We start from the raw sequence: 26,793 nt of genomic DNA on the forward strand, positions 1-26,793 counted from the left end.
GCTATTGATGTCACCATGGTGATGCAATCCTATGCCGGGCTTGTCCCGGCATATTTGTGTCTGAATATACACAGAATATTCAACGTTTTATGATAACCCGTGTACGCTGGTTATGCGCCGCGATGGCGTTAAAATCGACTCATTGACTACCTGCCTGACTTGGAGAACTTCTGTATGGCCGAACAGAAAAGCGCTAAATACAAACGAATTTTGCTGAAACTCAGCGGTGAAGCCTTAATGGGCGAGATGGACTTCGGTATTGACCCTAAAGTCCTTGATCGTATGGCGCTTGAAATTGCGCAGCTGCGAGGTATCGGTGTTCAGGTAGGGCTGGTAATTGGTGGCGGTAACCTGTTCCGCGGTAAGGCTTTAAGTGAAGCCGGTCTGGATCGTGTTGCCGGTGACCACATGGGTATGCTGGCAACCGTTATGAATGCGTTGGCAATGCGTGATGCACTGGAGCGTGCCAATATGCCAACCCGTGTGATGTCGGCAATTCCAATGAGTGGAGTGGTGGATCATTACGATCGTCGTAGTGCCATTCGTGCACTGGATTCTGGTGATGTGGTGATTTTTTCGGCGGGTACCGGTAACCCATTCTTTACTACCGATTCAGCGGCCTGCTTGCGTGGTATCGAAATCAATGCCGATCTGGTTTTAAAAGCAACCAATGTTGATGGTGTGTATACTGCTGACCCGAAAAAAGATCCAAGCGCAGAAAAATACGACTGCCTGACCTATCAGGAAGTGTTAGAGAAACAACTGGGTGTGATGGATTTAACCGCTATTTGTCTGGCGCGTGACCACAACATGCCACTGCGTGTTTACGATATGAATGAAACCGGTGTACTGGCGCGATTAATGACCGGCGGCAATGACGGTACGCTGATTGTGAGTGAGGAGCAAAACGCATGATTAATGAAATCAAACAAGATGCTGAAGCGCGGATGACCAAAAGTGTTGCAGCTATGGTCGACGCTTTTAAAAAGGTTCGTACCGGTCGTGCTAATCCAGCCATTCTGGATGGTGTGATGGTTGATTACTATGGTTCTGATACCCCGATTGCTCAGGTGGCTAATATCATCGTTGAAGACGGTCGTAGCCTGGCGGTAAATCCGTGGGAAAAGAACATGATCCCAGCGATTGAGAAAGCCATCATGAAGGCCAATCTGGGTCTGAATCCGGCAACTTCCGGTGATGTAATTCGTATCCCAATGCCGCCGCTGACCGAAGAAACCCGTAAAGAGTACATCAAACAAGCACGCGCAGAAGCGGAAAAAGGTCGGGTATCCGTCCGTAATATCCGTCGCGATGCCAATGGTGATATTAAAGATCTGCTGAAAGAAAAAGAGATCTCTGAAGATGAGCAACGCGGTGGCGAAGATCAGATTCAGAAGTTGACCGATAAGTTTATCGCTCAGGTAGACAAACTGTTAGCAGATAAAGAAAAGGATCTGATGCAAGTTTAAGTCACAAGCACTCAGACGACTCTTTATTATGTCTACCAGTATTGATGATAACCTGGCCGTTCAGGGCCAGGTGCCTAAGCATGTTGCAATTATTATGGATGGCAACAATCGTTGGGCAAAAAAACGTTTTATGCCCGGAGTTGCTGGGCATAAAGCGGGTGTTGATGCAGTACGAGCTGTGGTTGAAACCTCGGCCAGAGAAGGGGTGGAAGTTTTAACCCTGTTTGCCTTCAGTAGTGAAAACTGGCGGCGCCCTGCCAATGAAGTCAGTGCCTTAATGCAACTGTTTGCCGTGGCACTTCAGCGCGAAGTCAAAAAACTGCACAAAAATAATATTCGACTGGTGGTCATGGGTGACTTATCCGGCTTTAACGATCAGATTCAGACTCTGGTACACGAAGCTCAGGAAAAAACCCGTGACAATACCGCCATGACCCTGGTCATTGCCGCTAACTATGGTGGTCAGTGGGATATTGTGCAGGCATCAAAACGGATTGCTGAAGAAGTTCAGGCTGGCCGCTTAGCCGTTAGCGATATCAATGAAGCCGTTTTTCATCAATACACCTGGCTGAACGAATTCCCGGCGCCGGATCTGATGATTCGTACCGGTGGAGAACAACGCATCAGTAATTTTATGCTGTGGCAAACCGCTTATGCAGAATATTACTTCTCCGATGCCTTGTGGCCTGATTTCAAAGAACAAGAATATAAAAAAGCGTTAGCTGCATTTGCCGATCGCACTCGTCGTTTTGGCCGCACTGACGATCAGCTCAAGGAAGCTTCCGATGACTAAAGTTCGTGTCATCACCGCTCTGGTGTTAGCCCCGTTAATGATTTTTGGCATTTTCTTTTTGCCACTGAAGCAATTTGCTTTGTTTATCGCTGCCATCGCCACGATTGGCGCTTGGGAATGGGCCAATATTGCGGGCTATACCAAAAATATCAGCCGTATCGCTTATGCCTTTGTGGTGTTTGCCTGTTTGTATGCTACCGCACGTTTTCTCAAAGTGAATGAGGAATATCTGATTTATTTCCTGGCGGTTGGCACGCTGTGGTGGGTCGTCGCATTTGCGTTAGTGAAACAATATCCGGGCGGTACCGAATTATGGAATTCCCGCCCGATCCGTGCCTTGCTGGGTTTGTGTGTGCTGGTTCCTATGTGGGTGGGCTTTATGCATTTAAAGCAACAGCCGCACAGCTCGTTACTGATTATTTATCTGATGCTGATTATCTGGGGCGCTGATACCGGTGCGTATTTTGCGGGTCGTCAGTGGGGGAAATCCAAGCTGGCGCCAAACGTCAGTCCTGGCAAGTCATGGGCTGGATTCTGGGGAGGATTCGCGACCAGTCTGTTGGTTGCAGTGGCATTTTTGGCGTACATCAATGATCAGATTCAATCGGTGGACAGCGAGTTTGCTGTATCACTGCTGCTGATTACTGTGATTACCGCGGTGGTATCCGTACTGGGTGATTTAGTCGAAAGCATGATGAAGCGTCATCGTGGAATCAAAGACAGCTCACAGCTGTTGCCGGGTCATGGTGGTGTGCTGGATCGTATTGATAGCATGGCCTCCGCAGTGCCGGTGTTTGCTTTCTGTATGCTGATCTTTAACTGGGGCCTGAACGGCTGAACAATGGCTGACAGATGGCTTCCATTCAAAACATTACGGTATTAGGTGCGACAGGCTCGATTGGCCAGAACACGCTGGATGTGATTCGTCGTCATCCGGATAAATACCGTGCCTTTGCGTTAACAGCCGCCCGTAGTGTTGAACAGATGCTGGCCGACATTGCCGAGTTTCAGCCACGTTACGCGGTGATGGTCGATCCTCAGGCGGCACAGCAGCTTAATAACCAATTGCCCCCTGATGGCGCTGCCACCGAGATCCTGAGTGGCGATGAAGCGCTGGCGATGGTTGCTTCCCATGAGGAGGTTGATCAGGTGATGGCGGCCATTGTTGGCGCGGCCGGGTTATTACCATCATTAGCGGCGGCACAATCGGGTAAGCGTGTCTTACTGGCCAATAAAGAAAGCCTGGTGATGGCGGGGCCGCTGTTTATGCAGGCGGTAGAGCAAGGCAAGGCTGAGCTGTTACCGATTGATAGTGAACATAACGCCATCTTTCAAAGCATGCCGGAATCATACACCGGTGAGCTCAGTGCTCATGGCATCGACAAGATTCTGTTGACCGCTTCTGGCGGGCCATTCCGGGGTAAAAGCCGTGATGACTTAACGGCCGTAACGCCTGAGCAGGCGGTGGCACATCCTAACTGGTCAATGGGCGCTAAGATTTCTGTTGATTCCGCCACCTTGATGAACAAAGGGCTAGAGCTGATTGAAGCCTGCTTCTTGTTTCATTGTTTGCCTGAACAGGTTCAGGTCGTTGTGCACCCACAAAGTGTGATTCATTCTATGGTGCAATATTGCGATGGCTCAGTGATTGCCCAGCTCGGTCAGCCGGATATGCGTACACCGATTGCTTATGGCTTGGCCTGGCCTGAACGTGTCGAAGCAGGCGTGAAGTCACTCGATTTATTCGAGATTGCACAGCTCGATTTTATGCCACCGGATGAAATCAGCTTTCCGTGTTTACGTCTGGCGAAAGAAGCCTTTGCCGCTGGTGGCACCATGCCCGCGGTATTAAACGCTGCCAATGAAGTGGCGGTTGACGCTTTTTTACGCCAAGAACTGTCATTTACAGCGATCCCTGACTTGATTGAACAAGTGATGAAACGTCATGCTGTGCAGCAGATTGAACAGTTGCAAACCGTATTAGATGCTGATCGCTGGGCTCGCAACTGCGCACAACAGCTTATGACCGAGGAATCCCTGTGACTCTGCTGTATTTTATCATTGCCATCAGTGTGCTGGTGGTTATCCATGAATATGGCCATTTTTGGGTTGCACGCCGTTGTGGCGTCAAAGTACTGCGTTTTTCAGTGGGGTTTGGTAACCCACTGTTCTCCTGGAAAGATAAGCACGATACCGAATTCGCCATTGCTCCCATTCCATTAGGCGGTTACGTCAAAATGCTCGATGAGCGTGAAGGTCCGGTGCCTGAGCATTTGTTGGATCAGGCGTTTACCCAAAAAACAGCCTGGCAACGTATCGCCATTGCCGCCGCTGGTCCGATAGCTAACTTTTTATTTGCCATTATTGCTTATTGGATTCTGTTTGTTGCCGGAACCACAGGTGTGGTGCCAGTGGTGGGCGAGGTCAAAGATAGCACCCCAGCAGCAGTGGCCGGATTACGCAGCGGTGATGAAATTATTGCCATCGATGGTGAAGAAACCACCAGTTGGCAGGAAGTCAGCTGGCAGCTGGTGAATTTTATTGGTGAAGATGCCAGCTTCCCTGTGGTTGTTGAGTCGGAGTCCGGTGCTCAGCGTCGTGTTGATATCAGTGTATCGGCCTGGTTATCTGACAGTGAAGCCCCAGACCCTATTGACGGTTTAGGAATTGAACCACGCCGCATGGATATTCCCGCTCAGATCGGCCAATTATCCGAAGACGGTCGTGCCTTGGCATCCGGTTTAAAAACCGGTGATATTATTCTGGAAGTCGACCTTACCCCGATAAGCGATTGGTATCAGTGGGTGGAGATTGTTCAGGCGGCTCCGGAACAAACACTGGCTCTGCTTATTGAGCGAGATGACCAAACTCAGGTACTCAGCCTGACACCGGCTCGCAAAGAGTTGGATGATGGAGAAGTGATTGGTTTTGTTGGTGCTGGTGTGCAGGTGCCGGAGATTCCTGCTGACTGGTTACGTACGTCACAAGCTGGTTTTTTGCAGGCTCTGTCTTTGGGGGTTGAGAAAACCTGGAACCTGATTGGTTTTACCCTTGAATCGTTATGGAAGATGATCCGTGGCGATGTCTCAGTTAAGAACTTGAGTGGCCCTATTACCATTGCTAAAGTAGCGGGCTCATCTGCATCAGGGGGGCTGGAAAGCTTTATCGGCTTCCTGGCGTTGTTGAGTGTGTCACTGGGTGTTTTGAATTTATTACCTGTTCCTATGTTAGATGGCGGGCATATCCTGTTTTACAGCGCAGAAATGCTGACAGGAAAACCTTTGCCTGAGAAGGTGCAGATTGCCGCCATTAAAGTGGGCATGTTTTTGTTGTTCAGCCTCATGGCTGTTGCTTTTTATAATGATATCAGCCGGTTGTAATTCCGGCCTTTTTGGAAAACTGTATTAATGCGTTGTTTGCTGTTTACGCTGTTTTTTACTTTATCACTCAGCTTTGTCTCTGCTGCTCAGGCTGAGTCATTTGTGATTGAAGATATTCGTCTGGAAGGTCTGCAGCGTGTTTCGGCAGGAACCGTGTTTGAACGTTTCCCGATAAATGTTGGTGATCAGGTTGATAGTGCTCGCTTGGTGAATGCGTCAAAACGTTTGTTCAAATCCGGTTTGTTCAATGATGTTGAACTATTACGTGATGGTAAGGTTCTGATTGTGAAACTGGTGGAGCTACCGACCATTACTGGTATTGAGATTGAAGGTAACAAGGCCATTCAATCCGAAGCGCTATTGGATGGTCTGAAGCAGTCTGGTCTGGCTGAAGGTCTGGTGTTTAAGCGTTCTACACTGGAGCGTATCTCTCTGGAGCTGGAGCGTCAGTATGTCGGCCAGGGTCGTTACGATGCGTCTATTGAAACCGAAGTCGTGCGTTTGCCACGTAACCGGGTGTCTCTGAATATTCAGGTCGACGAAGGCAATGTTGCCACGATTGAGCACATCAATATCGTTGGCAACGAAGTTTTTTCCGATGAAGAGTTACTGAAACAATTTGAACTGCAAACCACCAACTTCTGGTCCTGGTATGCCAGTGATGATAAATACAGCCGTGAGAAACTGTCCGGTGATATGGAAACGCTGCGCTCCTATTATCTTGATCGTGGTTATATCCGCTTTAATATTGAATCCACTCAGGTGTCTATTTCGCCGGATAAAGATGGCGTTTACATCACGATTAATGTGACCGAAGGTGATATTTACAGCATTCGTGAGTTAAAACTGGCGGGTAATCTGGTCTTGGATGAGGAGGAGTTTACTCGTCTTTATCTGTTAAAGTCGGGTGATACGTTTTCCCGTCAACGCGTGACGTTTAGTAGTGATCTGATGAGTAAGCGTCTGGGTAACGACGGTTATACCTTCGCCAAGGTGGATGGCATTCCAAAAATTTACGACGAAGAAAAAGAAGTAGATCTGACTTTCTTTGTGGAGCCGGGCAAGCGCACCTATGTTCGCAGCGTTAATTTTACCGGTAACCAGGGCACCAAAGACGAAGTGTTGCGTCGTGAAATGATCCAAATGGAAGGTGGTTGGGCCTCAACTGATAAAATCGATGCCGGTAAAACCCGATTAAACCAATTAGGTTTCTTTAAAACCGTCAATGTTGAAACGCCAGCGGTACCCGGTACTGATGACCTGATTGATGTGAACTACAACGTTGAAGAACAACTCAGCGGCAGCCTTAACTTCAACATCGGTTATGCCGGTAGCAGTGGTGCTATTTTAGGCGCAAGCATCAGCCAGAATAACTTTCTCGGCACGGGTAATCGCATGAGTCTGAGCTTGCAGAAAAACCGTACGGTTCAGTCTGCTAATTTTTCTTATACCAACCCTTATTACACCATTGATGGTGTTAGCCGTGGTTTCAGCTTATTCCATCGTGAAACTGATTTCAGTGAGCTGGGTACCTTGAGTGATTACCAGACCAATGTGAAAGGCGGCAGCATGACGTTTGGTTATCCGATTTCGCATCGTCAGCGGGTTTCCTTATCAGTTGGTTACGACAATACCAAAATGTTTTTGGGCACAACGGTTCCGGCTGAGATTGAAGACTTTGTTGCCCGGGAAGGTGATGACTTTGATGAATATACACTGGGCCTGAACTGGCGTTACAACAACCTGAACCGTGGCTTGTTCCCAACAGCGGGTACTGAACATCGTATTTCAGGTGATATTTCGGTTCCTGGTAGTGATCTGACCTATTACAAACTGGGTTACAACGCTAACTATTATTTCCCAATTGCTGATGAGTGGTCGATTCGTTTGCGTACTGAATTAGGATACGGTAACGGTTATGGTGACGATGAAATGTTACCTTTCTTCAAAAACTTCCGTTCTGGTGGTATTGGCTCGGTTCGGGGTTATCGTGCTAACAGCTTAGGTCCGAAAGGTTTACCAGATTATACGCCGGTCGATTTAGTTCAGACCGACTCCGCAGGCAACCCCGTATTTGAGCTGGATGATTTAGGTCGTCCACTGGTGGACAGCAGTGCACCCGGCGTGATTTATACAACAGACGTTGATGGGGCGGCGGTCAGCATCTCGAATCCAAATCGTTATCGACCTGTGTTTGCCACGAACAGTTCCGGCACGGTTGTAAAGGCACCACTGTTTCTCGAAGAAGAGCGTACCTTGGGCGGGAATATTCTTACTGAGGCCAGTGTTGAGCTGATTTATCCATTACCGTTTATTGAAGATCGCAGTTCCGTTCGTAGCCTGTTCTTCTTTGATGCTGGTAATGTCTTTACTGATCAGTGTTATGATCCACAAGACCCAGATGTACCTGAACTTTCAGATCACCCTTATTGTGATGAAGGTATTAATTTATCGGATATCCGCACTAGTGTTGGGGCAGGCCTGACATGGATTACCGCGATTGGACCATTAACCTTTACCTATTCAATCCCACTGAATGAACAGGATGGTGATGACACCGAAGGGTTCGAGTTCTCGTTGGGACAAGTGTTTTAACCCCTGAATTTTATAAGTAACAAAAAACAATTAAGGAGCATGAGGATGCGCTGGATTTTAGCAATGGCAGCAACGCTGCTGATGAACGCAGCAATGGCAGAAGGTAGTAAGGTTGCTGTCGTCGATATGGAACGGGCTCTGTTTTTATCGGAAGCGGCAAAAACGTCCATCAAACAATTTGAAGCGGATAACAAGGCCGATATTGAAAAGCTGAAAGGCCTGGAAAAAGCCTTGCGTGATTTACAGGAACAGGTCCAGAAAAATGCAGACGTGATGAGCGATGAAGAGCGTCGTAATTCTGCTAATGATTTTGAAGAAAAAAAGGCCGAGTTCCAGTTTTTTGCCAAGAAGCTGCAGCAAATGGAACAAAAATGGAAGAGAGAATTTTTCCAAGCACAATTGCCTGAACTTGAAAAGTTGCTTAAAGCAATCATCGACGAAGCTCAGTATGATGTGGTCTTACAATCCGGTGCAGCGATCTATGTGTCGCCAAAAGCGGATATTACTAAGTTGTTGTTGGAACGCCTGAATGCCAAGCAATAATTGGATATCGGTATGAAAATAACACTGGGTGAATTAGCGACAAAGCTGGGCCTCACTCTGAAGGGTGAAGCCGGCACAATGATAACGGGCCTGAATACGCTGAAAGAAGCACAGGTAGGTGAGATCAGTTTTCTGGCCAACCCTAGCTATCAAAGTCAGCTGGCTGAAAGTCAGGCGTCTGCTGTAATCGTTGCTGAAGATCAGGCAGAACTGGTAACCAGCAGCGCATTAATTTCGGCGAATCCGTATCTGAGTTTTGCTCAGGCAAGCCAGTTATTTAATAACCGGCCGGCATTTTCTGCGGGTATTCATGAGACTGCCGTTATCGCCGATACGGCTGTGATTGCTGACGGCGTTTCTGTTGGTGCCAATGCTGTTATTGGGGAGCATTGCCAGATTGCCAGTGGCACAGAAATTGGTGCCTCAACGGTTGTTTCTGACCATTGTGTAATTGGTGAAAGTTGTCAGCTAAACCCAAATGTCACTCTGTACCACAACGTGGTATTGGGTGATCGGGTTACGATTCACTCTGGTGCTGTTATTGGTGCTGATGGCTTTGGTTTTGCGCCTGATCAGGGCAAGTGGCATAAAATTTGTCAGCTCGGTGGCGTCAGAATTGGTAACGATGTTGAGATTGGTGCAAATACCACAGTAGATCGTGGTGCATTGGATGACACCGTGATCGAAGATGATGTGATTATTGATAATCTGGTTCAGATTGCTCACAACGTTCGTGTTGGTAAAGGCTCGGCGATTGCTGGTTGTGCCGGTATCGCTGGCAGTACAACGGTGGGGCAGTATTGCACCGTAGCCGGTGGCGCAGGTCTGGCAGGACACCTGAACATTACCGACGGTGTCCATATCGGGCCAATGGCTCTGATCAGTAAATCTATTACTGAAAAAGGGGCTTATGGCTCGGGTACGGCACAAATGCCAATGAAAGAATGGCGCCGTAGTGCGACTCGTTTCCGACAACTGGATTCCATGGCGAAACGCCTGCAACAGTTAGAAAAGATCCAGAAAGGTGAAGTTTGATGTCCTTGTATAACATTCAACAAATTCAGGAATTTTTGCCACATCGTTATCCATTCCTGTTGGTTGATCGTGTTAAAGAAGTAAATTTAGAAGCTGAGGATGGGGAAACCATTCGTGCTCTGAAAAATGTCACCATTAATGAAGATTTCTTTAATGGTCATTTCCCTGGCCACCCGATTATGCCTGGCGTATTGACCCTTGAAGCAATGGCACAAGCCGCTGGTATTCTGGGTTTAACCATGATGGGCCCGGAATACGCAAAAAATACGCTGTATTATTTTGCCAGTGCCGATAATGTTCGTTTTAAACAACCCATTGTACCTGGCGACCAGGTGACTCTGGAAGCCAGACATATTAGCCATCGCCGTGGCATATGGAAGTTTGCGTGCCGCGCCCTTGTAGATGAAAAAGTCGTTTGCTCAGCAGATATCGTCTGTGCTGAACGACATCTGGAGCAAGCATGATTGACCCTAGAGCAATCGTAGACCCTTCTGCCACTATTGCCGATAACGTTGAAATTGGCCCATTTTCTATTGTGGGTCCTGATGTTGAGATTGGTGAAGGAACGGTTATTGGCCCGCACGTTGTTGTACGTGGGCCAACTAAAATCGGAAAAAATAATAAGATTTTCCAATTCGCCAGTATTGGTGAAGAGTGCCAGGATAAAAAATACGCAGGTGAACCCACCACGTTATCGATCGGTGATAACAATATTATTCGCGAAGCCTGTACTTTTCACCGCGGTACCATTCAGGATGCAGGCCATACAGAAGTTGGCAGTAATAACCTGTTTATGGTCAACGTGCATGTTGCCCACGATGCCATTATTGGTAACAACTGCATTCTCGCCAATGATACTAACATCGCAGGTCACGTAAAAATTGGTGATTATGCCATTCTGGGTGGTGCCACTCAGGTGCATCAATTCTGTCATATTGGTGCGCATTCGATGTGTGGCACCGGCAGTGTTGTGCTGAAAGATATTCCGGCGTATTTAATGACGCAGGGTTATCCGGTAAAACCGCATGGCATTAATGTTGAGGGTCTGAAGCGTCGCGGTTTCAGTAAAGAGAACATTAACCACCTGCGTGCGGCTTATAAAACCTTGTACCGTCAGGGCCTGACGCTAAAAGAAGCTCTTGAACAGCTTGAGCCTGCAGCTCAGCAAGATGAAGCCGTTAAGGTTTTATTTGATAGCATCCAGGCTGGTAATCGCGGCATTATCCGCTAACTTTCCAATAAAACAGACTACTTATGCGCATAGCCATTGTTGCGGGCGAAACCTCGGGCGATATGCTCGGGGCAGGCCTGATCGAGCAATTAAAACACCGTTATCCCCATGCTACGTTTGAAGGCATTGGTGGACCGCTGATGATGCAGCATGGCTTTAACAGCCTGGTACCGATGGAACGTTTGTCGGTGATGGGGCTGGTGGAAGTTTTAGGCCGTTTATTCGAATTATTAAAGGTACGCCGTGATTTAATTAAACGCTGGCGCGCCAATCCACCTGATGTATTTATTGGTATTGATGCGCCGGATTTTAATTTAACGTTAGAGCAAAAGTTGCGTGAATCGGGTATTAAAACGGCTCACTACGTTAGCCCTTCTGTCTGGGCGTGGCGACAAAAGCGCGTATTAAAAATTGCTAAAGCCGTTGATTTAATGCTGACGCTATTTCCGTTTGAAGCCAGATTTTATCAAGAGCATGATGTGCCGGTTAAGTTCGTTGGCCATCACCTGGCGGATAAAATTGCATTAGAAACACCGGCTTCTCCTGCACGTCAACAGTTGGGTTTAGATACAGACCGTCAGGTCGTATGTTTAATGCCCGGCAGCCGGGGCAGTGAGGTGGAACGTCTGGGTGAGGTGTTTTTAAAAACTGCCGAACTCATGCAGCAGAAGCGCACCGATCTGCAATTTATTATTCCGGCAGCGAGTGTCGACCGTCGTAATCAGATTGAGTCTTTGTTAGCTCAATACCCGGGTCATTTGCCGATTAAAGTGATTCTGGGTCAGTCTCAAACCTGTATGACCGCAGCTGATACTATTTTGTTAGCTTCGGGTACCGCCACATTAGAAGCCATGCTGTTGAAAAAGCCGATGGTGGTGAGTTATATCGTGGCGCCATTGACGTACAAAATTCTCAAACGTCTGGTCACCCAACCGTATATTTCCTTGCCTAATTTGTTGGCCAGTCGTGAACTGGTGCCCGAATTTATTCAGCACGAAGCAACGCCAGAAAATCTGTCTGAGGCTTTACTGGCACGTTTAGAAGACAGTGACGATATGCATCAGTTGCATGAAACTTTCTTATTTATTCACCGCCAGCTGAAGCGAAATGCTGACGACGAAGCGGCCGCCGCGATTGCCGAGCTGATCGAATCATGAGTGACGCTGACGCATCTCCGACAGTACAAACCGATATTGAACAGCAACTGCTGGATAATTCTGTGGTGTACTGTGGGGTAGACGAAGCGGGAGCAGGGCCGCTGTGTGGTGATGTTGTCGCTGCGGCGGTGATTCTTGATCCGGATCAGCCGATACCGGAATTAACCGACTCTAAAAAGCTCACGGAAAAAAAGCGCGAACGCTTGTTTGATGAAATTCGTGAGAAAGCCATCGACTACTGCATCGCTCGTGCAACGGTAGAAGAAATTGATCGCATCAATATTCTCAATGCCCGTATGTTAGCCATGAGTCGTGCTATTGATGGCCTACAGGAAAATTGCCAACATGCATTAATTGATGGCAATAAACTGCCTGAATTAACAATGGATGCCACCGCCATTATTAAAGGCGATGCTCTGGTGGCGGCAATTTCTGCAGCGTCGGTATTAGCAAAAGTGCAGCGTGATCGCGAAATGATTAAGCTCGATGCACTTTATCCTGAGTATGGCTTTGCTAAACACAAAGGTTATGGCACCAAAGCTCATCTGGAAGCACTGGCTGAGCATGGCCCGTGTGAGATTCACCGCCGCTCTTATGCACCGGTGAAAAAACTTCTCTGATTTTCTTTTCTATCGTGGTTTAAAATAAGAGCGCAATCAGCGCTCCATTATTTACCTATAAACTTCTCTTTCTGTTGATAAACCCGACCACGTAACAGCTCTCGAATAGCTTTGGGGGTATCACACATCAGAATCTCTTCTGCTTCAATACGTTCACCAAAACCAATGTGAATAGTGGAATTGTTCTTTTTCAGAAATTCAGCGGGGATTCGTAAGGTTCTTAGTGCCGGGTGTACTTTTCCTAACAGATGAAAGCTGCGGCTGTTTTGTCCATGGAAATACACCGGAATCACAGGCACCTGCGCGTTTTTAATTAACCGCATACTGGACAGTGACCAATCACAATCCTGAATACCATGCTGGCCTTTATACCAGGTGGATACTTCGCCTGCCGGGAATATTCCCAACCCAAACCCTTGTTCAAGTTGAGCCATGGATTTTTTCGCACCTCCCATACGTTTTGAGCCACTTTCACCTTTTGGAGTGTAGTTTTCGAAGGGATTTACTGTAATAAAAAGATCGGCTATCGGAGCAAAGTAGCTCAGCAAAAAATTGGCGACGACACGGAAGTCTTTGCGTTTACGGCCAATGATCAAAAGCAGAATGATGCCATCCAGAAACCCAAAGGGATGATTAGAAACCGTGATAAAAGGGCCTTCTGACGGAATAGAGCGCTCCAGTGCGTCGAGATCGTAGTCCAGTTCAATGTTGAGGTAATTGAGGCAATCTTCAATCATGTCGATGCCTTCTTTTTGGTTCAGTTGTGCATAAATACGATCCAGCGTGGGGGCTTTTAACAGACGCATCAGAAGGTTCAGCTTTCGTGGCGACAATTGGGTCGCTTTCATCAGGCCCTGACGATCAAACAACTGCATTTTCGACTCTCTTGGTTAACGCTTGGACGGTTATAACTGTGGCATAATAACAGCCTCAGATTCACCCTTTAAGAACAAAGTGTAACGGCCAAATGCTGCAGAAATACGAAGTTGTGATCATTGGTGCCGGTGCGGCCGGATTAATGTGTGCCGCCGAGGCGGGCAAGCGAGGCCGGAACGTCCTGGTATTGGATCATGCCAATAAAGCAGGCAAAAAAATTCTGATGTCAGGCGGCGGCCGCTGTAACTTCACCAACTATTATGTTGAGCCTGACCGGTATCTGTCGCACAACCCACATTTCTGTAAATCTGCCCTGAGTCGTTATACCCAGTGGGACTTTATTGCACTGGTTGATAAACATGGCATCCCTTACCACGAGAAAAAAGACGGCCAGCTGTTTTGTGACAATAAGGCCAGCGATATTCTCAATATGTTATTGGATGAGTGTGAACAGGCGGGGGCCAGCATTCAGCTGAAAACCGCCATCGAACAAATTGAAGCACTGGCAGACAATGAAGAAGGGCTGCGTTATCAGCTCCTGACATCGTCTGGTAAGGTTCAGTGCCAGTCATTGGTGATAGCGACTGGTGGGCCATCGATTCCCACCTTGGGAGCCACCGGTTTTGGCTACGATATTGCCCGGCAATTTGGTCTAAAGGTCTATCCAACTCGTGCTGGCCTGGTGCCTTTTATGCTTACCGATCATACGAAGGCTTTATGTGAAGCCTTATCGGGCACATCGGTTAACGTCAGTGTAAGCTGCAATGATAAGAACTTTAACGATGACTTGTTGTTTACTCACAGAGGGTTAAGTGGTCCGGCGATTCTGCAAATCTCTTCTTATTGGCAGGAAGGGGATGAGCTCGATATCGACTTATTGCCATCGTTTAACCTGGCAGAACGCCTGCGTGAACAACAGCACCAGCGTCCTAAAGTTAGCTTAAAGAATTGGTTAGCTGAGCATTTCACTCAGAAATTTGCCGAGTTATGGCTGGAGCAACATCACCCGCAATGGTTGGGTTATTCGCTGGCGCAGTTGAGTGGGGATGATATGGATGCCATTGCCAATCGTATTCACCAATGGCGAGTGAAGCCCTCTGGCACCGAAGGTTATCGTACCGCCGAAGTTGCGCTGGGCGGTGTTGATACCGATGAAGTCTCGTCGAAAACCCTGGAAGTGAAGTCTCAACCCGGGCTGTATTTTATCGGTGAGGTACTGGATGTCACCGGACACCTTGGAGGCTTTAACTTTCAGTGGGCCTGGGCCAGTGCTGTTGCTGCGGCCGAGCAGGTGTAACTCTACTCGCAGGTGCTCTGGCAAAGCCGACAATTGGGCTGATGAACTTTATTGAGGCAAATCAACAAGTTAATCAGTGCTCTGGTGCCAAGCATAGCGGTGACCCTGTAGCAGACAAAAAAATATAAGAATAACCCAGTAGAATCATTGGTCTTTGCTAGGCTTAAAGGACTAGAACGCCTCTGGAATATTCAGCGGCACTTCACATAGTCTCAAGCGGATACCGAATTATGCGTGCCTGGTTGTCTGAACATTTAGCCTCTCTGATTATAGCTCCTTGCCTGATCCTGATTATTGTGCTGGTGGTTGACAGCATCAGTGCTTACAAACACATGCAGGCCAATGCTGATCTGATGCATCATGCCGACTTAATTAAAGCGACCAACAGTCTGGTACACGAACTGCAAAAAGAGCGTGGTCAATCGGCAGGCTTTTTAGGATCCAAAGGTGAAAAATTTAAAGAGTCATTGCCTTCTCAGCGTCAACTAACCGACCAACGTTTGCAGGAGCTAAGAGATATCTTTTCATTATATACCTACGCTGACGAAATCACCCGTTACATCGGTAACGTAAAAAACAGTCTTGATCAGTTAAGCGCTATTCGTAATCGCGTAGATCTCCTGCAGATTCCATTGGCAGAGGCCATTCGTTTTTATACCCAAAATAATGAGGCGTTATTGGAAGTGAATATCCAATTACTGGAATTCTCCACCAATGAAATTACCTCTGAAGAGCTGGTGACTTTGTATAATTTTGCTTATGCCAAAGAAAAAGCCGGTATCGAACGTGCGGTGCTCAGTAATATCTTTGCCAGAGATGTGTTAACGAAGGATTTGCAGACACGTTTTTCTGAATTGGTTACGGCACAAAAAATTTACCTGCACTCCGCAACCGCAAAAGCCCCCAGTGACCTGAAGCAGATTTTGTTAGATGAATTGTCGTCAAAAGAGGAAAAAGCGGTTGAGCGTTTTCGCCAATTGGTTGCTGAAAAAGATCAATATTATGGCATTAACCCCACCGATTGGTTTGCTGTTGCTACCGACCGGATTAATCTTTTAAAAGGCATTCAGGATGAGGTTATTGGACATATTCTGAAAAATACCCGAAGTCTTTATGACAACAGTATTATGGTGATTGTTCTTGAAGTATTGGTATTGATTATTGCGGTTGTTATCACCTTTTTAATTCATATGACGATTGGTTTGATTCAGCGCCAATCAACTGAGATTGAAGAGAGTGTCAGTCGCTATATTCAACAGCGTGATCTGAGTAATCCCATTGTTAAATTCAGCGATGACAGCTTAGGCAAAACGGCGGCGAATATTAATAAATTGGTCAAACGTTTTAGTGAAGATTTATTGTCTTTCCAGAGTTTTTCGAATCAAATTGCCAGCGCGGCGACACAAACCAGTAGCTCTATTGTCCAGAGTGAAGCCAGCCTGAAACAGCAACAACAGGAAATCGCTCAAATCTCTGGCAGCGCCGACGATGTGGGTATCAATGCCAGTCAGGTAAATAGTGCGACAATTGGCAGTGCGGCGCAGATTCATGAGGTGTCAGATAAAACACGCGAAGGGCATGACGCCGTTACGCATGCGGCGGGTCAGATTGAAGCATTGTCTGGTGATATTCTCGGTTTGCGTGATGTATTAGCCAATCTTAATGAACGGGTGGGTAATATTGCCGGTATGGTGGATGTTATTCAGTCGGTGGCAGAACAAACGAATTTACTCGCTCTGAATGCTGCGATTGAAGCAGCACGCGCGGGTGAGCAAGGCCGGGGCTTTGCTGTTGTTGCTGACGAAGTTCGTAATCTGGCAAGTCGGACGCAACAGTCGACCATTGAAATCGCCGAAATAGTACAGGAGCTTCAGGCTGGCTCAGAACGTTCAACCAATGTGATCAACAGGAGTGCTGACACCGCGTCGGAAGCAGTCAGCATGGCAACCAATGTTGCTGATACCCTGACTAGCATAGTGCAGGCGATGGAGGAGCTGGAATCCACATCTACCGATATCTCAAATCAGTCTGAGCAGCAAACGCAATCGATTCAGAATATTACCGAGCGGTTGCAGAATATAAATCAGCAATCCAGTGAAACCATTGCCAGTGCCACGGAAATTGCTCAGTCAGGTATTCACCTGGCCGATATCGCTGAGCAAATGCGTACAACCATCAGTCAATATAAAGTGAATAGTCTTTCGTAAACGTTTAATAAAAACTAATAACGCGTTTGGGTCAGATGCGCAGGCTGCATTAAGGTTTCTTTAAGTTTCACCATTTGCTCGCGAATATCTTCGCGGTTAAATGGCCCGCCAAAACAAATACGCATGGCATGGGGTGGATGGTTGTCAGTGGCAAACGCCATACTGGCAACCGCACTGATGCCTTGGGTGCGTAAATCAATGGCTAATTCCGCCGGATGCCAATCCACTTGTTTCGGGAATTTCAGCCAAAAGTGAAAGGCATTGTCTGCCATATTTAATGGAATCCCTTTTAACTCTTGCTGAATAATTTGCTGGCGGGCGTTGGCTTCGCGTTGCACCGACTGAATCATACGTTTGACGGTGCCTTGCCTTAACCAATTACACACCATCATTTCCATCATCGGCGTGGTCATTACATTTAATGAGCGTAGCGCTCCATTGGTATGTTCGGCCTGGCGCTTTGTGGGGCAAGCGACAAACCCAAAACGCACCCCAGGGGAAAAACATTTGGACAAGCTGGAAACATAAAATGTGAGCTGTGGGGCCAGCATGGCAAACGATGGCAGCGGGCTGTTAGCGAGCGGTTCATACACATCGTCTTCAATAATTTGCACATTATGGCGTAACGCTACATCCGCTAATGCTTCGCGGCGGCTGCGTGAAATTGAGGTGCAGGTCGGATTATGCATGGTGGGATTGATATACAGTGCGGCAACATCATGGGTACGGCAGGCATCTTCAAAAGAGGAGGCAGTTGGCCCGTCGTTATCGCGCTCCAGTGAATGTAAACGTTTACCCAGCTGGGCAGCGCTGGACTTAATGCCCGGGTAGGTCAGGGAGTCTACACAAATCACCTGGTGGTCATCACACAGCTGGGTTAATAGTGCCGTCAGAATCTGATGCACGCCTTGCGACAACACCAGCTGTTCCAGAGCGGCATCTGGCACTTTATTGAGCAAATGTATTTTGACCTGCTCTTTGGTGTGCGGGTTACCGCCATGCTCCTGATAGCGAAACAGCTTATACAGTTCATTCTGACTGATGGTGCTGAAGGCAACGTCTTTTACTTCTTCAATTAATGTCGGAATCGCTGGTTCAATCACCATGTTCATGGTCAGCTCATAAGGTGCCAGGCTGGGCTTGATCGCCGGTACCTTTCCTTTAGCAAACGTGCCGGCGCCGGTTACGGTTTCAATCAGGCCACGCTTGCGTGCTTCGGTATAGGCGCGTGACACGGTGGAATAATTCACTGCCAGGGCTTCGGCCAGATCGCGCATGGTTGGAATTTTGTCTTGTGGCTGCAGGCTGCCACTTTCGATGTCTTGTTCAATCAGATCCGCGAGCAACTTATAGGTTGGGTATTTGCCCTTTTCGGCAACCGCTTTTTTCCAGCGTTCAATGTGTGTCTTGTACATCTTCTTTACCACTCATGCACTTAAATAGTGAGTCTGCCTGTGTTTATGCAATCATTTAGTGCGATCAATTTTGAGCTGAATCCTGACAAAAATGGCGGTAAATCACAAGATTTAAAAATTTTTGTCAGTTGTAAAAGAGTCAGGTAGAGCTTTATTGCAAATTGATTGCTTTTTAAAAAGCAATCATTGGCACTCGCTGTGCAATATCCGTTTGGAAATCGAACAACATCGATTTCTACATAATAACCAGCGGAGAATATGAAATGCCTCAAGTTGATTTCCCATTAAATAAAGACGGTGATTTTTTTGTTGATTACGAAGAAAAAGTCTTTGAAGACGTAAAAGCCCAGCCTGGCGAAAAAGCGCTGGTCACTTTCCACACGGTTGCGTTTGAAGGCTCAATTGGCTTCGTCAATATGCTGCAAGCGACTCGTTTGCAACGTAAAGGTTACGAAACCTCGATTGTGTTGTATGGCCCGGGTGTGAATCTGGGAGTGCAGCGTGGTTTCCCAACCATTGGTGATGAAGCGTTTCCGGGTCATATGAACTTTAACAACCAGTTGAAGAAGTTTATGGCCGAAGGCGGCAAGGTTTACGCCTGTCGTTTTGCACTGCAAGCTTTGTACGGCCATGGCGAGCACAATCTGATTGAAGGTATTCGCCCAATCAACCCGCTCGATGTACTGGATATCAAGTTGCTACACATCCGTGATAACGCGGTAATTGTTGATACCTGGACCATGTAATCGGGAGGCAGCAGCGATGTTAAATAAATCGATTATTCGCGCTGCTGCCGTTCAGATTGCTCCCGATCTGGAGAGTCTGAGCGGTACGCTGTCCAGAGTACTGAAGGTGATTGACGATGCCGCGGCAAAAGGAGTGGAACTGATTGTGTTCCCCGAAACCTTTATGCCGTATTACCCCTACTTTTCGTTTATTTTGCCGCCGGTCAAACAGGGAAAGCCGCATTTAAAACTGTATGAGCAGGCCGTCGAGGTTCCCAGCGATACTACCCGAGCGTTAAGTGATAAAGCCCGCCAACATCAGATGGTGATTGTGATGGGTGTGAATGAACGCGATCACGGCACCTTATACAACACCCAACTGGTGTTTGATGCCAATGGTGAACTGGTATTAAAACGCCGCAAAATTACCCCAACTTACCACGAGCGCATGATCTGGGGGCAGGGCGATGCCTCAGGCCTGAAAGTGGTCGACACTCAGGTCGGGCGTTTAGGCGCACTGGCGTGTTGGGAACATTACAACCCATTAGCGCGTTACAGCCTGATGACTCAGCACGAGCAGATTCATTGTGCACAATTTCCCGGTTCGTTAGTGGGGCCTATTTTTGGCGAACAAATGGATGTGACCATTCGCCATCACGCGCTGGAATCTGGCTGTTTTGTGGTGAATGCCACCGGTTGGTTGACCGATGAACAGATTAACAGCCTGACCGACGATCCGGATCTGCAGAAGTCTCTGCGCCACGGCTGTAACACCGCCATTATTTCCCCGGAAGGCAAACACTTATGTGAACCCATGACCGAAGGCGAAGGTTTTATTGTTGCCGATCTGGATATGGCGCTGATTGATAAGCGTAAGCGCATGATGGACTCCGTTGGTCATTACGCCCGCCCGGAATTGCTCAGCCTGCGTATTCAGGATGCACCGGCGCGTTATAGCGAGCCGATGTACTCACCGCCTTCAACTTCATTATCAGAATCGTTGTTTGCCGAAGCTGCTCATGAAGCAGAAGCCGTACAGCCGATTTCTTACCAACCTCAATCCCAACTCCAACCAGAACCCCAGGAGTAATCCTATGAGCGCCTTGTCAGCACTGAAAACGGATCTTAGCTCTGAATTATTAACCGATATTCAGACTCACGGCGTGCGTCTGGTAGCACCGGATAACACTCATGTGAGCCGCCGGGGTGGTGCCGGGCCGTCTGATCATCAGGCGCTGACGATGGATGGCACCACACTGATGGTGCCGGTTTATACCCAAACCGCATGGCAATCGCCTTATGTGCTGGAAGACAACACGCTGGTGAAACAACAGCCCGGCGGTGAGCGTATTGCCCTGACGGATATTACCTTTGCGGATACACCAAATTTCTACAGCCTGAGCACCGCCGACGGTATTCCGTATCAGCAAATTGCCACGCTGCACAGCACCGATGTATTGGCGACTACTGTGCTGCAAACCTGCATTCGTTATGAAAGCCGCCGCAAAGCGTGCCGTTTTTGTTCCATTGGTCAATCGCTTAACGCCGGGCGCACCATTGCCGAAAAAACGCCACAACAATTGGCGGAAGTAGCTAAAGCCGCCGTGGAGCTGGATGGCATCAAACACATTGTGATGACCACAGGCACACCCGCCACACCCGATAGAGGCGCCAAAGTGATGTGCGACAGCGCCGTTGCCATCAAAGCCGAAGTGGATGTGCCGATTCAGGGCCAGTGTGAGCCGCCAAAAGACCACAGCTGGTTTGCCCGAATGAAGCAGGCCGGTATTGATTCGCTGGGTATGCATCTGGAAGTGGTTACGCCCGAAGTCCGTAAAGCGATCACACCCGGTAAAGCCGAAGTGTCGCTGGAAGAATATATGGCGGCCTTTGCCGCCGCCGTCGAAGTCTTTGGTCGTGGCCAAGTCAGCACTTACATTCTGGCCGGACTAGGGGATAGCAAAGACGCCATCCTCGACCTTTGCCAGGAGTTAGTGGAGATGGGGGTTTACCCGTTTGTGGTGCCGTTTGTGCCGATTCGAGGCACCCCACTGGAAGATCACCCTGCACCAAGTAAAGCCTTTATGGAAAGTCTGCTCAAGCCGTTAGCCGCCATGCTGGTGGAAGCGGGCATCACCTCAGAAAAATCCAACGCCGGATGTGTGAAGTGTGGTGCTTGTAGTCCGCTCTCGCGCTATGAGAAGGAGCTTTCGGCATGAGTGTGATTCACGATTTATCGGCCCACGAGTTGTCAGCTGATGATCAGTGGATGACGGTTAAACAAGACCATTTCCGCATCAAATGGGCTGAGAACGATTGGGAAATCGAACAGGCGCGACGCTTACGCCGACAAGTGTTTTGTGACGAACAAGGGTTGTTCGAAGACCATGATATCGACGTGATTGACCGTGACGCTCAGGTGCTGGTGGCGATTCAGCAAGTGGCTGGTATGTCAGAGCAGGTGGTCGGTACGGTGCGTATTTATCAGTCTCAGCCCGGAGTCTGGTGGGGTGGGCGGCTGGCGGTAGAACCGCAGGCGCGCCGTCAGATTGTGCTGGGCAGTGGCCTGATTAAGTTGGCGGTGCGTAGCGCAAGCGCTTTGGGTTGTCAGCAGTTTAATGCCTTGGTGCAACCACAGAATGAAAAATTCTTTCAGCGTCTTAACTGGCTCTCTGTCGGGAATCAGCAGGTACAGGGCGTTGAGCATGTGCAGATGCAGGCACAGCTGGCGTGTTATCCCGCATTAGACGATCCGGCTCAGGGTTTTTGGGTTGAAGGCCGCCGTCAGAAAAGCCCGCTTCATCTGCCTTATATAGAAGGCTCTTATGGCGAAGGCATGCCTCAGCATTATCGGGGGACCACGTTATGGAATTAAATCTGCAACAACTATTAGCCCATGTCCGTAAGGATTCAGGGGTGCAATCCAAACTGGCCTTACAGCCAGTGTTGGATCGCTTTTCCGATTCTCATCCAAATGGCGATGCCGTTCACCCCAACGGCGACGACGCGGCGGTTATCGCCACTGATTCTGGTTTTAACCTGTTTGCGATGGAAGGTTTTATTCCCGAATTTGTCGCCCACGATCCCTGGTTTGCCGGCTGGTGTGGAGTGATGGTGAATTGCAGTGATATTGCTGCGATGGGTGGCAAACCCGTTGCTGTTACCAATGCCATTTGGGCGCAAAACGATGCGTCATTGCAATTACTGATGCAAGGCATCGCGGATGCGGCTGCAGCCTATGGTGTGCCAGTGGTTGGAGGGCATACCTGTCAGAACACCTCATCCGATCAGTTATCGGTGGCGATTGTCGGCCAAGCGCAGCATGTGTTGTCCAGCTTTGCCGCCAAGCCTGGGGACGTGCTGCTGTGTGCGGTGGATTTGCGCGGCCAATACCAAGCGCCCTTTTTAAACTGGAATGCCGCCACCACAGCACCACCGGGTCAGCTGCAACAGGATATTGCGCTCTTGCCTGAAGTTGCCGCGATGGCAGGTGTGACCGGGGCAAAAGATATTTCCCAGGCCGGATTATTAGGCACGGCCACCATGTTTATGGATTGCTCTCGGCGTGGTGTGGATATTCAGCTAGAAGCCATTCCCAAACCAGCAGCAGTCAGTTGGGAAGGTTGGTTATGCAGCTTCCCAAGTTTTGGTTATCTGATCAGTTGTGAGCCACATTGCGTCGAAGCGGTACTGGCGTTGTTTCAACAGCGCGATATCGATGCCGCCGTGATTGGTGAAATTAATGATTCCTCATCAGTGACTGTGTCTTATCAGCAGCAACAGGCCGAATTCTGGAACTTAATCCAACAGGCGTATCTGGTGCCGGTACCAGATAACCGTTCTTCAGATCAGCTTTCAAAAATTCACGAATATGACAATAAGGAGTGCAGCTATGCCTGAAACCCGATTTAACGTGCAATGGCCGGATGGTGCCAAAGAATCCTGTTATTCACCGTCATCCGTTATTCACGAATTTTTTCAGATTAATCACGCTTATAGCGTGAGCGAATTTGAACAGGTCGCCGAGCGGGCATTAAGTGCAGCCAGTGAACGGGTCAGAGCCAAATACGGTTATGCCTGCTCCAGTGCGATGGATCAGCTGGGTACGATTAAACGGCGTTGTCAGCACTTTCAACAGCAAGATGATCTCGCGTCTGACAGCGTGATTGTCTGCGATATTAATTAATTTCTTAAAACTTATTTTTGAAAATCAGAATTTAAAAACTAAACAGCAGTAGGTAAAAAATAATGAGTATTGAAATGATTAAACAACATTACCCAGTTGTAATTGTCGGCGGTGGTCAGGCTGGTTTGTCCATGAGCTATCGTTTGCAGAAAAAAAATATTGAGCACTTGGTGCTGGAAAAAAATCAGCTAATGAACAGTTGGAAAACCCAGCGCTGGGATTCTTTTACGCTGGTAACGCCAAACTGGCAGTGTGATTTGCCTGATCACCCTTATGATGGTGATGATCCAAAAGGTTTTATGAATCGTGAACAAACCATCGGTTATTTGCAGCGTTTTGCCGACAAAGTAAAAGCGCCAGTGATGGAAGGGGTGGAAGTTCAGCGAGTTTCTAAAAATGAATCGGGTGATTATCAGGTAGTCACCAGCAAAGGTGAATTCAGTTGTGATCAGCTCGTGGTTGCCAGTGGTGGTTATCATCAACCCATTATTCCACGTATGGCCGAACGTTTACCGGAAACTGTGGTGCAGATTCATTCGAACCAATATAAAAATGCAGGCCAGTTACCAGAAGGTAGTGTGCTGGTGGTGGGCTCGGGTCAGTCGGGTGCGCAGATTGCAGAAGACTTACATCTGGAAGGTAAAAAAGTCTTTTTGGCGGTGGGCAATGCCCCTCGGGTTGCACGCCAATATCGTGGTAAGGATGTGGTCGAGTGGTTGGATGAAATGGGTTATTACCGCACCTCAGTCGATCAGCATCCACTACGTGAAGGCGTGCGTGATAACACCAATCATTACGTTACTGGACGTGACGGCGGGCGTGAAATTGATTTGCGTAAATTCGCCTTAGAAGGCATGGAATTATTTGGCACGCTGGATAATTTTGATGGCCAGAACTTAACCTTTCAAGCTGATTTAAACGAGAACTTAGAGTTTGCTGACTCGGTTTACAACAATATTAATAGTCGTGTGGATAGTTACATCGCCGAGAACAATATTGATGCACCGGAGGGTTATCAGTATGAACCCGTTTGGCAACCAGAAACCGAACGTGAACAACTGGATTTAGCCGCCTCAGGTATTACCTCCATTGTTTGGTGTATTGGTTTTCGCCCTGATTTTACCTGGTTGGATGCACCGGTATTTAACGGTAAAGGCGCACCGGTGCATCAACGTGGTATTACTCAGGCGGCGGGTGTTTATTTTATTGGCTTGCCTTGGTTACACACCTGGGGATCGGGTCGTTTCTCCGGTATTGCCGAAGACTCACTGTATTTAAGCGAAGCCATTGAGTCCGCGTTAGCGGATGCAGACCAGAGTGTTTGTGCCTGATCTTTGTTGTTAACCCATAGATTGAAGTGAGGTGTGCTTATGACGATCACGAGTAATCATTTGTTGTCGCGTTATTTGATTGGCATGCCTCACTTATCGGCAGTGGGGCTCAGTGAACAGTGGTTATTAAAAGAATGTGGCCATCAGCACTGGTTAGCGTTGGCCCAGGCTTGTGGCAAATTGGTGCCCGAATTTTATGATCGTCGTGGTAATAAGGTGTATGCCGCGTTTGTGTGTGTGGAGGTCAATAACGCTCGCCTGGATGCGGTTCAGGAAAATGACGAGCTGGAGATGGCAACAGAGCTAACACGTTTATCTGCCAGCCGTAATATATCCAGCCATGTCATCATGAAAGCTGATCGGGTCGTCGCCCGGGTCATGATGTTATCAACGTTTGTTTATCGGGAGGAGTGTGGTAATAACCAGAGTGTGGCAAAAACGGAAATAGTGATGTCAGCATCAGCGGATAATCCTTCATTATCAGCACAGGCATTTTTGTTATTAAAGCAGCATAAACAACTTCGGCACTATCAACCTGCGATTGTTGGGCGCTTTATTTATCAACCCTGTCCTTATAGCGATTTTAATGGTGCTGATTTTTTATACTTTGCCGCGTTTCAACAAGTTGCAGACAGAGCAGAGCAGGCATTTATTTCTGAGATGGGGAATCATGCCTCATTGTGGATAACTCAGCGGCGCTCTTTGTTCTATTACGGCAATATTAACATCGGTGATAGCTTAATCGTTGAATTGTCGAGCTGTACCATGAAGGCGAATACCATGGCTGTCGAAATGAGAATAAAACGTAATTCTGATGGCTTTGTGTTAATGGATATTATTTACCAAAAATCTCAGGCAGTACTTGCTAAACAACTACCTATTTATCGCAAAGAAGCGTAAACCCCCTATAGCTTTAACAATTGCCTCATATACTCTTAACCCTATAATTATTAAGGAATATGAGAGGGGTTCCTGATGAGCTATAACCTACCGACAAAATTGATTCACTGGTCATCTGCAGCGGTTATTTTAACCCTGTTGGTCGTGGGAATTGTGATGGAAGATATGGAAAATAGTCCACAAAAGTGGGAAATCTACGATCTGCATAAATCATTCGGCGTGATTGCCTTGTTGCTGATTTTACTTCGCATACCTGTGCGGATCAGTAACCCGGTTGCGCCATTATCAGGTACGCCACGTGGTGATGTGATCAAGGCAAAAGCTGTGCAGGGGTTAATGTACGTATGTATGCTGGTGATGCCAATCAGTGGACTGATTATGTCGCAGGCCGGTGGACACGAGGTTGCACTATTTGGGTTAGAGTTGCCGATGGTGTTTGCTGAAAACCATGATTTACATGAGGTCGGTGAAGCGTTACATGGCCTAACAGCCTGGGCGCTGATGTTTTTATTGCTTGCGCATATTGGCGCTGCTTTGTTGCATCACTTCAAAATGAAAGATGACACCTTAAAACGTATGTTATTTAAAAATTAACCCCAAAAGCCGCTCTATTGAGCGGCTTTTTTCTCAATCAATTCAATCTTGTAACCATCCGGGTCCTCTACAAACGCAATCACCGTGGTACCGCCTTTAACCGGCCCAGCTTCGCGGCTAACCTTGCCGCCGTTATCACGAATGGCATCGCAGGTAGCGGCAGCGTTATCCACTTCGATGGCAATATGACCATAAGCGTTACCCAAATCGTACTCTGTGGTATCCCAGTTATAGGTCAATTCTAATACAGCGCCATCACTTTCATCGCCGTAGCCAACAAAAGCCAGAGTATAACGGTACTGTTCGTTATCACGTTGGCGAATTAAATTCATGCCCATTACTTCGGTATAAAAGGCAATGGACTGTTCTAAATTACCGACGCGCAGCATGGTGTGTAAAATTCTCATTTTTCTCTCATTCTAAATTATTATCTGAAGCG

27 protein-coding genes are annotated in these 26,793 nt (G+C 47.8%); 24 read left to right on the plus strand and 3 right to left on the minus strand.

Features of this window, described 5'->3' with window-relative positions; translation table 11 throughout:
- Nucleotides 1-174 precede the first annotated feature (174 nt).
- The 13 genes from pyrH to rnhB are packed head-to-tail and all read left to right on the plus strand — an operon-like array spanning nt 175 to nt 12,823.
- Nucleotides 175-915 (plus strand): UMP kinase, encoded by a 741-nt coding sequence (gene pyrH, locus KFF03_RS03935; RefSeq protein WP_255859030.1) that lies wholly within the window; start codon nt 175-177, stop codon nt 913-915.
- Complete coding sequence (gene frr / locus KFF03_RS03940) at nt 912-1,469, plus strand: ribosome recycling factor (RefSeq protein WP_255859031.1); 558 nt, start codon at nt 912-914, stop codon at nt 1,467-1,469. Before pyrH ends, frr begins: the two co-directional genes overlap by 4 nt.
- 28 nt (nt 1,470-1,497) lie before the next feature.
- Nucleotides 1,498-2,262 carry an isoprenyl transferase gene (locus tag KFF03_RS03945; RefSeq protein ID WP_255859033.1) on the plus strand — a complete coding sequence of 255 codons (765 nt, stop codon included), beginning with the start codon at nt 1,498-1,500 and terminating at the stop codon, nt 2,260-2,262.
- Entirely contained in the window at nt 2,255-3,100 is an 846-nt protein-coding gene (locus tag KFF03_RS03950; RefSeq protein WP_255859034.1) for a CDP-archaeol synthase, read from the plus strand. Before KFF03_RS03945 ends, KFF03_RS03950 begins: the two co-directional genes overlap by 8 nt.
- Nucleotides 3,101-3,114: 14 nt before the next feature.
- A complete protein-coding gene (gene ispC, locus KFF03_RS03955) occupies nt 3,115-4,305 on the plus strand; it encodes a 1-deoxy-D-xylulose-5-phosphate reductoisomerase (protein ID WP_255859035.1) in 1,191 nt (396 codons plus the stop codon).
- The gene (rseP, locus tag KFF03_RS03960; RefSeq protein ID WP_255859036.1) at nt 4,302-5,642 is read left to right on the plus strand and encodes an RIP metalloprotease RseP; all 1,341 of its coding nucleotides are present in this window, start codon (nt 4,302-4,304) and stop codon (nt 5,640-5,642) included. Before ispC ends, rseP begins: the two co-directional genes overlap by 4 nt.
- Nucleotides 5,643-5,669: 27 nt before the next feature.
- On the plus strand, nt 5,670-8,237 hold the full coding sequence (bamA, locus tag KFF03_RS03965) for an outer membrane protein assembly factor BamA (protein ID WP_255859037.1): 2,568 nt from the start codon (nt 5,670-5,672) through the stop codon (nt 8,235-8,237).
- 45 nt (nt 8,238-8,282) lie between these two features.
- On the plus strand, nt 8,283-8,780 hold the full coding sequence (locus KFF03_RS03970) for an OmpH family outer membrane protein (RefSeq protein WP_255859038.1): 498 nt from the start codon (nt 8,283-8,285) through the stop codon (nt 8,778-8,780).
- 12 nt (nt 8,781-8,792) lie between these two features.
- On the plus strand, nt 8,793-9,815 hold the full coding sequence (lpxD, locus tag KFF03_RS03975; RefSeq protein ID WP_255859039.1) for a UDP-3-O-(3-hydroxymyristoyl)glucosamine N-acyltransferase: 1,023 nt from the start codon (nt 8,793-8,795) through the stop codon (nt 9,813-9,815).
- Nucleotides 9,815-10,279 (plus strand): 3-hydroxyacyl-ACP dehydratase FabZ, encoded by a 465-nt coding sequence (gene fabZ, locus KFF03_RS03980; protein ID WP_370647449.1) that lies wholly within the window; start codon nt 9,815-9,817, stop codon nt 10,277-10,279. The genes lpxD and fabZ overlap by 1 nt, the downstream gene beginning before the upstream one ends.
- Complete coding sequence (gene lpxA, locus KFF03_RS03985) at nt 10,276-11,046, plus strand: acyl-ACP--UDP-N-acetylglucosamine O-acyltransferase (RefSeq protein WP_255859040.1); 771 nt, start codon at nt 10,276-10,278, stop codon at nt 11,044-11,046. Before fabZ ends, lpxA begins: the two co-directional genes overlap by 4 nt.
- Before the next feature lie 23 nt (nt 11,047-11,069).
- The gene (gene lpxB, locus KFF03_RS03990) at nt 11,070-12,203 is read left to right on the plus strand and encodes a lipid-A-disaccharide synthase (protein WP_255859041.1); all 1,134 of its coding nucleotides are present in this window, start codon (nt 11,070-11,072) and stop codon (nt 12,201-12,203) included.
- Nucleotides 12,200-12,823 (plus strand): ribonuclease HII, encoded by a 624-nt coding sequence (rnhB, locus tag KFF03_RS03995; protein WP_255859043.1) that lies wholly within the window; start codon nt 12,200-12,202, stop codon nt 12,821-12,823. The genes lpxB and rnhB overlap by 4 nt, the downstream gene beginning before the upstream one ends.
- Before the next feature lie 47 nt (nt 12,824-12,870).
- Here rnhB and KFF03_RS04000 read toward each other — a convergent pair whose 3' ends face one another.
- Nucleotides 12,871-13,698, minus strand: a complete 828-nt coding sequence (locus KFF03_RS04000; RefSeq protein WP_255859044.1) for a 1-acyl-sn-glycerol-3-phosphate acyltransferase — start codon at nt 13,696-13,698, stop codon at nt 12,871-12,873.
- Nucleotides 13,699-13,790: 92 nt separating this feature from the next.
- Here KFF03_RS04000 and KFF03_RS04005 point away from each other — a divergent pair, with 92 nt between their 5' ends.
- A complete protein-coding gene (locus tag KFF03_RS04005; RefSeq protein ID WP_255859045.1) occupies nt 13,791-14,996 on the plus strand; it encodes an NAD(P)/FAD-dependent oxidoreductase in 1,206 nt (401 codons plus the stop codon).
- A gap of 230 nt (nt 14,997-15,226) precedes the next feature.
- Nucleotides 15,227-17,203: a methyl-accepting chemotaxis protein gene (locus KFF03_RS04010; protein WP_255859046.1), complete on the plus strand. Its 1,977-nt coding sequence runs from the start codon at nt 15,227-15,229 to the stop codon at nt 17,201-17,203.
- A gap of 14 nt (nt 17,204-17,217) precedes the next feature.
- On the opposite strand, the gene KFF03_RS04015 is transcribed toward KFF03_RS04010, so the two are convergent.
- A complete protein-coding gene (locus KFF03_RS04015; protein WP_255859047.1) occupies nt 17,218-18,618 on the minus strand; it encodes a PLP-dependent aminotransferase family protein in 1,401 nt (466 codons plus the stop codon).
- Nucleotides 18,619-18,881: 263 nt separating this feature from the next.
- On the opposite strand from KFF03_RS04015, the gene KFF03_RS04020 reads away from it, so the two are divergent.
- The 9 genes from KFF03_RS04020 (at nt 18,882) to KFF03_RS04060 (ending at nt 26,354) form a co-directional block, all read left to right on the plus strand.
- Nucleotides 18,882-19,364 carry an MSMEG_0572/Sll0783 family nitrogen starvation response protein gene (locus KFF03_RS04020; RefSeq protein ID WP_255859048.1) on the plus strand — a complete coding sequence of 161 codons (483 nt, stop codon included), beginning with the start codon at nt 18,882-18,884 and terminating at the stop codon, nt 19,362-19,364.
- Between the two features lie 16 nt (nt 19,365-19,380).
- Nucleotides 19,381-20,433 carry a Nit6803 family nitrilase gene (locus tag KFF03_RS04025; RefSeq protein WP_255859049.1) on the plus strand — a complete coding sequence of 351 codons (1,053 nt, stop codon included), beginning with the start codon at nt 19,381-19,383 and terminating at the stop codon, nt 20,431-20,433.
- A 4-nt stretch (nt 20,434-20,437) separates the two neighbouring features.
- Entirely contained in the window at nt 20,438-21,562 is a 1,125-nt protein-coding gene (locus tag KFF03_RS04030; protein WP_255859050.1) for an MSMEG_0568 family radical SAM protein, read from the plus strand.
- Nucleotides 21,559-22,218 carry an MSMEG_0567/Sll0786 family nitrogen starvation N-acetyltransferase gene (locus tag KFF03_RS04035; protein WP_255859052.1) on the plus strand — a complete coding sequence of 220 codons (660 nt, stop codon included), beginning with the start codon at nt 21,559-21,561 and terminating at the stop codon, nt 22,216-22,218. Before KFF03_RS04030 ends, KFF03_RS04035 begins: the two co-directional genes overlap by 4 nt.
- The gene (locus KFF03_RS04040) at nt 22,209-23,243 is read left to right on the plus strand and encodes a sll0787 family AIR synthase-like protein (RefSeq protein WP_255859053.1); all 1,035 of its coding nucleotides are present in this window, start codon (nt 22,209-22,211) and stop codon (nt 23,241-23,243) included. Before KFF03_RS04035 ends, KFF03_RS04040 begins: the two co-directional genes overlap by 10 nt.
- Nucleotides 23,236-23,529, plus strand: a complete 294-nt coding sequence (locus tag KFF03_RS04045) for an MSMEG_0570 family nitrogen starvation response protein (protein WP_255859054.1) — start codon at nt 23,236-23,238, stop codon at nt 23,527-23,529. The genes KFF03_RS04040 and KFF03_RS04045 overlap by 8 nt, the downstream gene beginning before the upstream one ends.
- A gap of 62 nt (nt 23,530-23,591) precedes the next feature.
- Entirely contained in the window at nt 23,592-24,860 is a 1,269-nt protein-coding gene (locus KFF03_RS04050; RefSeq protein ID WP_255859055.1) for an MSMEG_0569 family flavin-dependent oxidoreductase, read from the plus strand.
- A gap of 39 nt (nt 24,861-24,899) precedes the next feature.
- Nucleotides 24,900-25,760, plus strand: coding sequence for a Pnap_2097 family protein (locus KFF03_RS04055; protein ID WP_255859056.1), 861 nt, complete (start codon nt 24,900-24,902; stop codon nt 25,758-25,760).
- Between the two features lie 75 nt (nt 25,761-25,835).
- A complete protein-coding gene (locus tag KFF03_RS04060; RefSeq protein WP_255859057.1) occupies nt 25,836-26,354 on the plus strand; it encodes a cytochrome b in 519 nt (172 codons plus the stop codon).
- A gap of 14 nt (nt 26,355-26,368) precedes the next feature.
- Here the strand turns inward: KFF03_RS04060 and gloA are convergent, their stop codons facing one another.
- Nucleotides 26,369-26,761 carry a lactoylglutathione lyase gene (gene gloA, locus KFF03_RS04065; protein ID WP_255859059.1) on the minus strand — a complete coding sequence of 131 codons (393 nt, stop codon included), beginning with the start codon at nt 26,759-26,761 and terminating at the stop codon, nt 26,369-26,371.
- Nucleotides 26,762-26,793 lie beyond the last annotated feature (32 nt).

The organism is Bacterioplanoides sp. SCSIO 12839 (assembly GCF_024397975.1).
Lineage (GTDB): Bacteria > Pseudomonadota > Gammaproteobacteria > Pseudomonadales > Oceanobacteraceae > Bacterioplanoides.